This window comes from Klebsiella sp. K-Nf6, from assembly GCF_002806655.1.
GTDB lineage: Bacteria > Pseudomonadota > Gammaproteobacteria > Enterobacterales > Enterobacteriaceae > Klebsiella > Klebsiella variicola.
On the sequence record NZ_PIBN01000023.1, the window covers coordinates 72,527 to 83,977 of the forward strand.

Here is an 11,451-nt window from a genome sequence, read left to right on the forward strand (position 1 = left end):
GCCCGTCAGGGCGGTTGTCATATGGGAGCGATCATGTTTGATATCGGCGTTAATCTGACCAGTTCGCAGTTTTCCCGCGACCGTGATGAGGTGGTGGCCCGCGCCCAGGCGGCGGGGGTTCACGGCATGCTGCTGACCGGCACAAATTTGCCGGAGAGCCAGCAGGCGCAGAAACTGGCGAGCCATTATTCCGGCTGCTGGTCCACGGCGGGGGTTCATCCCCATGACGGCAGCAGCTGGACGCCAGCGGTCGCCGAGGCGATTTATACCCTCGCCCGCGAGCCGCAGGTGGTGGCGATAGGTGAGTGCGGTCTGGATTTCAACCGTAATTTCTCCACGCCGCAGGAGCAGGAGGCAGCGTTCAGCGCCCAGCTGGCGCTGGCCGCTGAGCTGTCGATGCCGGTGTTTTTACACTGCCGCGACGCCCACGACCGGTTTCTGGCGCTGCTTAAACCCTGGCTTGAGAAGATCCCGGGCGCGGTGCTGCACTGCTTTACCGGCAGCCGCAGCGAGGTGCAGGAATGTCTGAATCTGGGCCTGTTTATCGGTATTACCGGTTGGGTATGCGATGAGCGGCGGGGACTGGAGCTGCGCGAGCTGCTGCCGGCGATCCCGGCGGAACGTCTGCTGCTGGAGACTGATGCGCCTTATCTGTTGCCGCGCGACCTCAAGCCGAAACCGGCCTCGCGGCGTAACGAGCCCGCGTATTTGCCGCATATCCTGGCAAGCGTCGCGACCTGGCGGGGCGAAGAGGCGCAATGGCTGGAGGCGCAAACGGACGCAAACGTCAGGACGCTGTTTGGCATCGACGTTAACGACGTTTAGATTTTCTGGAAGTCGGTATTTTTAACGCTCTGCAGGACTTGCTTATTCAGCAGGTTTAACAGCAACATAGAACGTGCTTCACCGTCCGGCTCGGTGAAGATAGCCTGTAAGCCTTCGAACGCGCCGTCGGTGATTAGCACGCTATCGCCCTCATGCGGCGTCTCCGGGTCGGTGATGCCTTCTGGTTTGTAGATAGAGAGCTGATGAATCACCGCCGAGGGAACGACAGCGGGCAAGGCGCCAAAGCGCACGAAGTTGTTAACCCCGCGGGTGGCGCTGATGGTGGTGGTATGAATCACCTCTGGATCGAACTCAATAAACAGGTAGTTCGGGAACAGCGGTTCGCTGACCATGGTGCGTTTACCGCGAATGATTTTTTCCAGCGCAATCGTCGGCATCAGGCAGTTAACTGACTGACGTTCAAGATGTTCCTGGGCTCGTTGTAGCTGCCCACGTTTGCAATACAGTAAGTACCAGGCTTGCATAATGACTCATTCCACTTCTAATAACGGCAAGCATAACAAATGGCTGGTGTAATCGCGAAAGCCATTATAATTGAAATCCAAATTTCAGCGTTCTTTCACGCTAATTTAACAAAATTACAGCATCGCGCCGTCGAACACCGTATAATTAGCCGCCTGTAGAGAGGTCTATAACACTTTCATGAAATACCACGATCTTCGCGACTTTCTGACACTCCTGGAACAACAGGGCGAACTAAAACGTATCACTCTGCCGGTCGATCCTCACCTGGAAATCACCGAAATTGCCGACCGGACCCTTCGCGCCGGTGGCCCGGCGCTGCTGTTTGAAAATCCGAAAGGCTATACCATGCCGGTGCTGTGCAACCTGTTCGGTACGCCGCGTCGCGTGGCTTTGGGGATGGGGCAGGAAGAGGTCAGTTCGCTGCGCGAGGTGGGTAAGCTGTTAGCTTTTCTGAAAGAGCCGGAACCGCCAAAAGGCTTCCGCGATCTGTTTGATAAGCTGCCGCAGTTCAAGCAAGTGCTGAATATGCCGACCAAACGCCTGCGCGGCGCGCCCTGCCAGCAAAAAATCCTCCAGGGCGATGACGTCGATCTCAACAAAATCCCGATTATGACCTGCTGGCCGGAAGATGCCGCGCCGCTGATCACCTGGGGGCTGACGGTAACCCGTGGTCCACACAAAGAGCGGCAAAATCTGGGTATTTATCGCCAGCAGCTGATCGGCAAAAATAAACTCATCATGCGCTGGCTTTCCCACCGCGGCGGCGCGCTCGATTTCCAGGAGTGGTGCGCGGCGCATCCCGGCGAGCGCTTCCCGGTTTCCGTGGCGCTTGGCGCCGATCCGGCGACCATTCTTGGCGCGGTGACGCCGGTGCCCGATACGCTGTCGGAATATGCTTTCGCAGGCTTGCTGCGCGGCACCAAGACCGAAGTGGTGAAGTGCGTTTCCAATGACCTTGAAGTGCCAGCCAGCGCGGAAATTGTGCTCGAAGGTTACATTGAGGCCGGTGAGATGGCGCCGGAAGGCCCGTATGGCGATCATACTGGCTACTACAATGAAGTGGATAGCTTCCCGGTGTTTACGGTAACCCACATTACCCAGCGCGAAGACGCGATTTATCATTCGACCTATACCGGTCGTCCGCCGGATGAACCTGCGGTGCTGGGCGTGGCGCTGAACGAAGTCTTTGTGCCCATTCTGCAAAAGCAGTTCCCGGAAATCGTCGACTTCTATCTGCCGCCGGAAGGGTGTTCCTACCGCCTGGCGGTGGTGACGATGAAAAAACAGTATGCGGGTCATGCCAAGCGCGTGATGATGGGCGTCTGGTCGTTCCTGCGCCAGTTCATGTATACCAAATTCGTGATCGTTTGCGATGACGATGTCAACGCACGCGACTGGAACGATGTGATTTGGGCGATCACTACCCGTATGGACCCGGCTCGTGATACGGTACTGGTAGAAAATACGCCAATAGATTATCTGGATTTTGCCTCGCCGGTTTCCGGCCTGGGTTCAAAAATGGGGCTGGATGCCACGAATAAATGGCCTGGCGAAACCCAGCGTGAATGGGGTCGTCCAATCAAAAAAGATCCTCAGGTGACGGCGCGCATCGACGCCATCTGGGATGAACTGGCCATCTTTAAATAACAGTAAGCGGGGCTAACGCCGCTGTTTTGCTCTATAGACCCGACAGAGGGGACGCATGACAACCTTAAGCTGTAAAGTGACCTCAGTGGAGGCGATTACCGATACCGTGTATCGCGTTCGATTAGTACCGGAAGCGGCATTTTCTTTCCGCGCTGGCCAGTATCTGATGGTGGTAATGGACGAGCGCGACAAGCGTCCGTTCTCTATGGCTTCCACGCCGTCGGAACACGAGTTTATCGAGCTACATATCGGTGCTTCTGAACTCAATCTGTATGCGATGGCGGTCATGGATCGCATTCTGAAAGAGCGTGAAATTGAGGTTGATATTCCGCATGGCGAAGCGTGGCTGCGCGATGACGAAGATCGTCCGCTGATTCTGATCGCCGGCGGCACCGGTTTCTCTTATGTGCGTTCTATTCTGTTAACCGCGCTGGCGCGTAACCCGGATCGCGATATCGCCATTTATTGGGGCGGCCGCGAGGCTAAGCATCTGTACGATCTGGCCGAGCTGGAAGCGTTAAGCATCAAGCATCCGAATCTGCGCATCGAGCCGGTGGTCGAGCAACCGGAAGAAGGGTGGCGTGGTCGCTCCGGTACGGTACTCACCGCCGTGCTGCAGGATTACGGTACGCTGGCCGAGCATGATATTTACATTGCCGGTCGTTTTGAGATGGCCAAGATTGCCCGCGACCTGTTCTGCAACGAACGCGGCGCGCGCGAAGATCGCCTGTTTGGCGATGCGTTTGCCTTTATCTGAAAATAAAAAAACCCGCCCCTGACAGGCGGGAAGAACGGCAACTAAACCTGCTCTCTTCGCCATTGCTGCCTGTTTCTGGTCGCAATGGCGTTGAGATAACCCTTCGATTAAATCCGCTCAAACACAGTGGCAATACCCTGACCTAAACCGATACACATGGTCGCCAGACCGAACTGCGCGTCTTTGCGTTCCATCTGATTGATCAACGTGGTGCTAATGCGCGCCCCGGAGCAGCCCAGCGGATGTCCGAGCGCGATCGCGCCGCCGTTGAGGTTGATCTTCTCGTCAATCTGCTCCATTAACCCCAGATCTTTAATACACGGTAGGATCTGCGCGGCAAACGCTTCATTCATTTCAAAGACGTCAATATCGCTGGTGGATAAGCCCGCTTTTTTCAGCGCCAGCTTTGAGGCCGGAACCGGGCCATAACCCATAATGGACGGGTCGCAGCCGACCACCGCCATCGAACGGACGCGGGCGCGTGGCTTCAGCCCCAGCTCGCGGGCGCGGCTTTCGCTCATCAGCAGCATCGCCGCCGCGCCGTCGGAAAGGGCGGAAGAGGTACCCGCCGTTACCGTACCGGTCACCGGGTCAAATGCCGGTCTCAGCGCCGCCAGCGCTTCGACGGTGGTTTCCGGGCGGATCACTTCGTCATAGTTAAAAGACTTCAGTACGCCATCGGCATCGTGGCCGCCGGTGGGAATAATCTCCGCTTTGAAGGCGCCTGATTGCGTCGCCGCCCAGGCGCGAGCGTGAGAGCGTGCGGCGAACTGATCCTGCATTTCGCGGCTAATGCCGTGCAGACGCGCCAGCATTTCCGCGGTCAGCCCCATCATGCCAGCGGCTTTCGCCACATTACGGCTGAGGCCCGGATGGAAATCGACACCGTGGCTCATTGGCACATGGCCCATGTGCTCAACGCCGCCAATCAGGCAGACGCTGGCATCGCCGGTCATGATCATACGGGCCGCATCGTGCAGCGCCTGCATGGAGGAACCGCACAGACGGTTAACCGTCGTCGCCGGTACCGAGTGCGGGATTTCTGCCAGCAGCGCGGCGTTACGCGCAATGTTGAAACCCTGCTCCAGCGTTTGTTGCACGCAGCCCCAGTAAATATCGTCAATCGCGCTCGCCTCAAGCGACGGGTTGCGCGAAAGCAGGCTACGCATCAGGTGCGCAGAGAGATCTTCCGCACGCACGTTGCGAAAGGCGCCGCCCTTTGAACGGCCCATCGGGGTGCGAATTGCATCGACAATGACAACCTGTTCCATTGTGACTCCTTAAGCCGTTTTCAGAGCGCCAACCGGACGGGCTGGCTCTACCTGGGGATAATACGCTTCGTTATGGCGCGCTTTGTCACGCAGACCGGCTGGCACGTCATACAGCGGGCCAAGGTGCTGGTATTGCTGTGCCATATCGAGATACTTCGCGCTGCCAATGGTGTCCAGCCAGCGGAATGCGCCGCCGTGGAACGGAGGGAAGCCCAGGCCGTATACCAGCGCCATATCCGCTTCCGCCGGGCTGGCGATAATGCCTTCTTCCAGGCAGCGGACGACTTCATTAACCATCGGGATCATCATGCGAGCGATAATCTCTTCATCGCTGAAATCGCGCTTCGGCTGGCTGACGTCGGCCAGCAGGCTGTCGACTGCGGCATCTTCTTCTTTCTTCGGCTTGCCTTTACTGTCTTCTTTATAACGCCAGAAGCCGAGGCCGTTCTTCTGGCCGAAACGGCTGGCGTCAAACAGGGCGTCGATTGCGTCGCGATAATCTTTCTGCATCCGCTGCGGGAAGCCCGCCGCCATCACGGCCTGGGCATGGTGGGCGGTATCGATGCCGACCACGTCCAGCAGATAAGCCGGGCCCATTGGCCAGCCAAACTGTTTTTCCATCACTTTGTCGACCTTGCGGAAATCCGCCCCGTCGCGCAGCAGCTGGCTGAAGCCGGCGAAGTAGGGGAACAGCACGCGGTTGACGAAGAAGCCGGGACAATCATTCACCACGATTGGCGTCTTGCCCATTTTGCTGGCCCAGGCCACAACTGTGGCAATGGTCTTATCCGAGGTTTTTTCGCCGCGGATCACTTCAACCAGCGGCATGCGATGCACCGGGTTAAAGAAGTGCATACCGCAGAAGTTTTCCGGGCGCTGCAGCACGCTTGCCAGCTCGCTGATAGGAATCGTTGAGGTGTTAGACGCCAGCACGGTATCCGGGCGCACTTTTGCCTCGGTTTCGGCCAGCACCGCTTTCTTCACTTTCGGGTTTTCGACCACCGCTTCAACAACCACGTCCACGCGATCAAAACCGCTGTATTCCAGGGTTGGCTGAATGGTGCTGATCACTCCGGCCAGCTTCAGACCGTCAATTTTTCCGCGTTCCAGTTGCTTGTTCAGCAGTTTCGCCGCTTCGGTCATGCCAAGGGTCAGCGATTTGTCGCTAATGTCTTTCATCACCACCGGCACGCCTTTCCAGGCCGACTGATATGCGATACCGCCGCCCATAATGCCAGCGCCCAGGACAGCAGCATGCTTCGGCGTCTCGACATCTTTGGTCAGCTTTTTCGCTTTCGCTTTGACGTACTGGTCGTTCAGGAAGATACCAACCAGCGCGCGGGCCTCATTGGTATGGGCCAGCGGGACAAAGCTTTTATTTTCCAGCACCAGGGCTTCTTCACGACCAAGACGCGCGGCGGCTTCAATGGTTTTCACCGCGGTGATCGGCGCCGGGTAATGTTTCCCGGCAGTTTGCGCGACCATGCCTTTGGCAATCGTGAAGCTCATGGTAGCTTCAATTTTGCTGAGCTTCAGCGGCTCCAGTTTTGGCTGACGTTTAGCTTTCCAGTCCAGGTCGCCATTAATGGCCTGACGCAGGATCGCCAGCGCGCCATCGCGCAGTTTTTCCGCTGCGACCACGCCATCCACCAGGCCGATTTTCAGCGCTTGATCGGCGCCGACGTCTTTTCCGGCGGCAATAATTTCCAGCGCGCTATCGGCGCCGAGCAGGCGCGGCAGACGCACGGAACCGCCGAAGCCCGGCATAATGCCGAGCTTGGTTTCCGGCAGACCGATACGTAGATCCGGCGTCGCCAGGCGATAATCGGTCGCCAGGACGCATTCACAACCGCCGCCCAGCGCGTAACCATTGACGGCAGAGATAGTCGGGACGGGAAGATCTTCCAGACGATTGAAAACGCTGTTAGCAAAATGCAGCCACTGGCTTAACTGCTCCTCAGGGACCAGGAACAGCGAGAGAAATTCGGTGATATCCGCGCCGACGATAAACGCCGCTTTTTCAGAGCGCAGCAGCAGGCCTTTGAGATCGTTTTGTTTTTCCAGTACGTCCAGCGCGTGACCGAGGCTGGCTACGGTTGCGGTATCAAGTTTGTTGACCGAACCTGGGGCATCGAACACCAGTTCGGCGATGCCATCTTCCAGCCAGTCGAGGTACAGGGTGTCGCCTTTGTAGAGCATGTCAGTCTCCTGAATCCAGCAATATGATCTGGTCATACCAGATGAAACGGAGTGTGGAATTTATGTTAAAGAATTGCAAATTACTCTTTAAATAATTGCTGGTCGGATCACATCCGGCGGAAATCACCCGCACGCAGGGTGATGTGCTAAGATGCGGAGTATCACGATCCCATAAAAGCAAAGGATGAAAGATGGAATCCCTGTCCGCGCTCTATAAAAATCATATTGTTACCCTACAAGAACGTACCCGTGACGTGCTGACCCGTTTTCAAATGGATGCGTTGCTGATTCACTCCGGTGAATTGGTTAACGTCTTCCTTGACGACCATCCGTATCCGTTCAAGGTCAACCCGCAGTTCAAAGCCTGGGTGCCAGTGACCCAGGTGCCTAACTGCTGGCTGCTGGTGGATGGCGTCAACAAACCGAAGCTGTGGTTCTATCTGCCGGTCGATTACTGGCACAACGTCGAGCCGCTGCCGACCTCATTCTGGACCGAAGAGGTTGACGTTATTGCTCTGCCGAAGGCCGATGGCATCGGCAGCCAGCTGCCTGCCGCTCGCGGTAATATCGGCTATATTGGGCCGGTACCGGAGCGTGCGCTGGGGCTGGGTATCGCTGCGGATAAGATCAACCCGAAAGGGGTTATCGATTACCTGCACTACTATCGGGCTTACAAAACGGATTACGAACTGGCCTGCATGCGTGAAGCGCAGAAATCGGCGGTCAATGGCCATCGTGCGGCCTATGAAGCGTTCCAGTCCGGAATGAGCGAATTCGATATCAACCAGGCCTATCTCACCGCCACCGGCCATCGTGATACCGATGTGCCTTACAGCAACATCGTGGCGCTGAACGAGCATGCTTCCGTCCTGCACTACACCAAACTGGATCATCGCGCCCCGGCGGAGATGCGCAGCTTCCTGCTCGACGCCGGTGCAGAATATAACGGCTATGCCGCAGACCTGACGCGAACCTGGGCGGCACACGGCGACAACGACTTTGCCCATCTGATTAAAGACGTTAATGACGAGCAGCTGGCGCTGATTAGCACCATGAAGGCCGGGACCCGTTATGTTGATTACCATATCCAGTTCCATCAGCGCATCGCAAAGCTGCTGCGTAAACATCAGTTAGTCTCCGATATGAGCGAAGAGGCGATGGTGGAGAATGACCTGACCGGGCCGTTTATGCCGCACGGGATTGGCCATCCGCTGGGTCTGCAGGTACATGATGTTGCTGGCTTTATGCAGGATGACACCGGTACGCATCTGGCGGCGCCGTCGAAATATCCGTATCTGCGCTGCACCCGTATTATCGAGCCGCGCATGGTGCTGACCATTGAACCCGGCATCTACTTCATCGAGTCGTTACTGGCACCGTGGCGTGAAGGCCCGTTCAGCAAGCACTTCAACTGGCATAAAATTGACGCCATGAAACCGTTTGGCGGGATCCGTATCGAAGATAACGTGGTGGTCCACGAAAACAGCATTGAAAATATGACGCGCGATCTGAAGCTGGCGTAATGGAAAGCTGGTTAATCCCGGCGGCGCCGGTTACCGTCGTTGAGGAGATTAAAAAAAGCCGTTTTATCACGTTGTTGGCGCATACCGACGGCGTGGCGGCGGCTAAAGCCTTTGTCGAGTCCGTCAGAGCGGATCACCCTGATGCCCGTCACCACTGCGTGGCGTGGGTCGCCGGGCCGCCTGATGATTCGCAACAGCTGGGATTTTCTGACGATGGCGAACCGGCGGGGACGGCGGGCAAACCGATGCTGGCGCAGTTGATGGGGTGCGGTGTAGGTGAGATAACCGCTGTCGTCGTGCGTTACTACGGTGGTATCCTGCTGGGCACCGGCGGCCTGGTCAAAGCCTATGGCGGCGGTGTTCATCAGGCGCTGGCGCAGTTGACAACGCAGCGCAAGACGCCGCTAACGGCATATACTTTGCAATGTGAGTATGGGCAACTGGCTGGCGTCGAATCGCTGCTTGCCCAATTCTCCGGGCGCGTAGTCGAAAGCGAATATCTGGCGTCGGTTCGGCTTCGCGTGGCGCTTCCCCGGGCCGAAGTGGCGGCTTTTTCAGCAAAACTGGCTGATTTTAGTCGCGGTTCATTGCAATTACTGAAGATTGACGAATAATCCCCTCTGTTTTTTTGCCTATCAAAGGAAGCGCCAGAGATGCATTTTCGCGCCATAACCCGAATCGTTGGACTGTTGGTCATCTTATTTTCGGGGACGATGATCGTTCCGGGATTAGTGGCCCTGATATATCGCGATGGCGCGGGGCGGGCCTTCACTCAAACCTTTTTTGTTGCGCTGGCGATTGGCTCCATGCTGTGGTGGCCGAATCGTAAGCAAAAAGGCGAACTGAAATCCCGCGAAGGGTTTCTGATCGTGGTGCTGTTCTGGACTGTGCTGGGGAGCGTGGGGGCCTTGCCCTTTATTTTCGCCGAGCAGCCGAACCTGACGGTGACGGATGCCTTCTTCGAGTCATTTTCCGGCCTGACGACGACCGGGGCGACCACGCTGGTGGGGCTGGACTCGTTACCCCATGCAATCCTCTTTTACCGGCAGATGCTGCAGTGGTTCGGTGGTATGGGGATCATTGTGCTGGCGGTGGCGATTCTGCCTATCCTCGGCGTCGGGGGGATGCAGCTCTACCGTGCGGAAATGCCCGGCCCGTTGAAAGACAACAAGATGCGCCCGCGTATCGCCGAGACGGCGAAGACGCTGTGGCTAATCTATGTGTTATTGACGATAGCCTGCGCATTGGCGCTCTGGTTTGCCGGTATGCCGGCCTTCGATGCGATTGGTCATAGCTTTTCCACCATCGCTATCGGTGGTTTCTCGACTCATGATGCCAGCGTCGGCTATTTCAATAGCCCGATGATTAACTCCATCATCGCGATCTTTTTGCTGATCTCTGGCTGTAACTACGGTCTGCATTTTTCATTATTGAGCGGACGCAGCCTGAAGGTGTACTGGCGCGACCCAGAATTTCGGATGTTCATTGGCGTCCAGTTGACGCTGGTCATCATCTGTACGCTGGTGCTATGGCTTCATAACGTGTACGGATCGGTGCTGACGACGCTGAATCAGGCATTTTTCCAGGTGGTGTCGATGGCGACCACCGCGGGGTTCACCACCGATAGCATTGCGCGCTGGCCGTTGTTCCTGCCGGTGCTGCTGCTCTGCTCCGCATTTATCGGCGGCTGCGCCGGGTCCACGGGCGGTGGCTTAAAGGTGATCCGTATCCTGTTGCTGTTCAAGCAGGGCAACCGTGAGCTTAAGCGTCTGGTACACCCGAATGCGGTGTATAGCATCAAGTTAGGTAACCGCGCGCTGCCGGAACGAATTCTTGAAGCTGTGTGGGGTTTCTTCTCCGCCTATGCGCTGGTCTTTATCATTAGTATGCTGGCGATTATTGCCACCGGGGTGGATGACTTCTCTGCCTTCGCCTCCGTAGTGGCGACGTTGAACAACCTCGGGCCTGGGCTTGGCGTTGTCGCGGACAACTTTGCCACCATGAACCCGGTCGCGAAATGGATCCTGATTGCTAATATGCTGTTTGGTCGTCTGGAAGTGTTCACCTTACTGGTGCTCTTTACTCCCACTTTCTGGCGCGAATAACAGGAGTGCTCGTGAAAACTTTAATACTCTTCTCCACCCGCGACGGGCAGACCCGTGAAATCGCTTCGTTTCTGGCCTCCGAGCTAAAAGAGCTGGGCATCGATGCGGATACCTTGAACCTGAATCGTACCGATGTCGTCGAATGGCATCACTACGATCGGGTGGTCATTGGCGCGTCGATTCGCTACGGGCACTTTCATCCGGCGGTGGACCGCTTTGTGAAAAAGCATCTGGTATCATTGCAGGCGCTGCCGGGAGCATTCTTCTCGGTCAACCTGGTAGCCCGTAAACCCGAGAAGCGTACGCCGCAGACCAACAGCTATACGCGTAAGTTTCTGTTGAACTCGCCGTGGCAGCCGCAGAGCTGCGCGGTGTTTGCCGGCGCGCTGCGCTACCCGCGCTACCGCTGGTACGATCGATTTATGATCCGCCTGATTATGAAAATGACCGGAGGCGAAACGGATATCCGGAAAGAGGTGGTCTATACCGACTGGCAACAGGTATCCCGGTTTGCTCGGGAAATCGCTCAAATGGCGAGCAAATAGCGCGTAAAACTCGCGTTGTGGTGGAAAATCGAGCGAACGAAAAGTTTTTTTGAATTTCCCCTTGTCACCTCAGAATTACTCCCTATAATGCGC

Annotated in this window: 10 protein-coding genes; 7 read left to right on the forward strand and 3 right to left on the reverse strand. The window is 56.7% G+C overall.

The window, feature by feature from the left end; all coding sequences use genetic code 11:
• The first annotated feature begins 21 nt into the window (after positions 1–21).
• Complete coding sequence (gene tatD, locus CWM61_RS26360) at positions 22–825, forward strand: 3'-5' ssDNA/RNA exonuclease TatD (RefSeq protein ID WP_165785317.1); 804 nt, start codon at positions 22–24, stop codon at positions 823–825.
• Here the strand turns inward: tatD and rfaH are convergent.
• On the reverse strand, positions 822–1,310 hold the full coding sequence (gene rfaH / locus CWM61_RS26365) for a transcription/translation regulatory transformer protein RfaH (protein ID WP_008807930.1): 489 nt from the start codon (positions 1,308–1,310) through the stop codon (positions 822–824). The two genes, tatD and rfaH, sit on opposite strands and share 4 nt — an antisense overlap.
• A gap of 178 nt (positions 1,311–1,488) precedes the next feature.
• Here rfaH and ubiD point away from each other — a divergent pair, with 178 nt between their 5' ends.
• Positions 1,489–2,958: a 4-hydroxy-3-polyprenylbenzoate decarboxylase gene (gene ubiD / locus CWM61_RS26370; RefSeq protein ID WP_100632178.1), complete on the forward strand. Its 1,470-nt coding sequence runs from the start codon at positions 1,489–1,491 to the stop codon at positions 2,956–2,958.
• Between the two features lie 55 nt (positions 2,959–3,013).
• Positions 3,014–3,715 carry an NAD(P)H-flavin reductase gene (gene fre / locus CWM61_RS26375; protein ID WP_008807928.1) on the forward strand — a complete coding sequence of 234 codons (702 nt, stop codon included), beginning with the start codon at positions 3,014–3,016 and terminating at the stop codon, positions 3,713–3,715.
• 107 nt (positions 3,716–3,822) lie between these two features.
• Here fre and fadA read toward each other — a convergent pair whose 3' ends face one another.
• Both fadA and fadB read right to left on the reverse strand, forming a co-directional pair.
• A complete protein-coding gene (gene fadA, locus CWM61_RS26380) occupies positions 3,823–4,986 on the reverse strand; it encodes an acetyl-CoA C-acyltransferase FadA (RefSeq protein WP_008807927.1) in 1,164 nt (387 codons plus the stop codon).
• Between the two features lie 9 nt (positions 4,987–4,995).
• Complete coding sequence (fadB, locus tag CWM61_RS26385; protein ID WP_016160082.1) at positions 4,996–7,185, reverse strand: fatty acid oxidation complex subunit alpha FadB; 2,190 nt, start codon at positions 7,183–7,185, stop codon at positions 4,996–4,998.
• A 191-nt stretch (positions 7,186–7,376) separates the two neighbouring features.
• On the opposite strand from fadB, the gene pepQ reads away from it, so the two are divergent.
• Genes pepQ through hemG form a run of 4 tightly spaced genes read left to right on the forward strand, consistent with a single transcriptional unit; the run spans position 7,377 to position 11,358 of the window.
• A complete protein-coding gene (gene pepQ, locus CWM61_RS26395) occupies positions 7,377–8,708 on the forward strand; it encodes a Xaa-Pro dipeptidase (protein ID WP_100632179.1) in 1,332 nt (443 codons plus the stop codon).
• Positions 8,708–9,322: an IMPACT family protein gene (locus CWM61_RS26400; protein WP_074387398.1), complete on the forward strand. Its 615-nt coding sequence runs from the start codon at positions 8,708–8,710 to the stop codon at positions 9,320–9,322. The genes pepQ and CWM61_RS26400 overlap by 1 nt, the downstream gene beginning before the upstream one ends.
• A gap of 39 nt (positions 9,323–9,361) precedes the next feature.
• Positions 9,362–10,813, forward strand: a complete 1,452-nt coding sequence (gene trkH / locus CWM61_RS26405) for a Trk system potassium transporter TrkH (RefSeq protein WP_061156164.1) — start codon at positions 9,362–9,364, stop codon at positions 10,811–10,813.
• 11 nt (positions 10,814–10,824) lie between these two features.
• Positions 10,825–11,358, forward strand: coding sequence for a menaquinone-dependent protoporphyrinogen IX dehydrogenase (gene hemG / locus CWM61_RS26410; RefSeq protein ID WP_074387397.1), 534 nt, complete (start codon positions 10,825–10,827; stop codon positions 11,356–11,358).
• Positions 11,359–11,451 lie beyond the last annotated feature (93 nt).

What these genes read in the sequence shown, in the direction of transcription:
- fre (WP_008807928.1), top strand. Translation starts at nt 3,014, where the DNA reads ATGACAACCTTAAGCTGTAAAGTGACCTCAGTGGAGGCGATTACCGAT.
- pepQ (WP_100632179.1), top strand. Translation starts at nt 7,377, where the DNA reads ATGGAATCCCTGTCCGCGCTCTATAAAAATCATATTGTTACCCTACAA.
- rfaH (WP_008807930.1), bottom strand. Translation starts at nt 1,310, where the DNA reads ATGCAAGCCTGGTACTTACTGTATTGCAAACGTGGGCAGCTACAACGA.
- trkH (WP_061156164.1), top strand. Translation starts at nt 9,362, where the DNA reads ATGCATTTTCGCGCCATAACCCGAATCGTTGGACTGTTGGTCATCTTA.
- fadB (WP_016160082.1), bottom strand. Translation starts at nt 7,185, where the DNA reads ATGCTCTACAAAGGCGACACCCTGTACCTCGACTGGCTGGAAGATGGC.
- tatD (WP_165785317.1), top strand. Translation starts at nt 22, where the DNA reads ATGGGAGCGATCATGTTTGATATCGGCGTTAATCTGACCAGTTCGCAG.
- fadA (WP_008807927.1), bottom strand. Translation starts at nt 4,986, where the DNA reads ATGGAACAGGTTGTCATTGTCGATGCAATTCGCACCCCGATGGGCCGT.
- CWM61_RS26400 (WP_074387398.1), top strand. Translation starts at nt 8,708, where the DNA reads ATGGAAAGCTGGTTAATCCCGGCGGCGCCGGTTACCGTCGTTGAGGAG.
- ubiD (WP_100632178.1), top strand. Translation starts at nt 1,489, where the DNA reads ATGAAATACCACGATCTTCGCGACTTTCTGACACTCCTGGAACAACAG.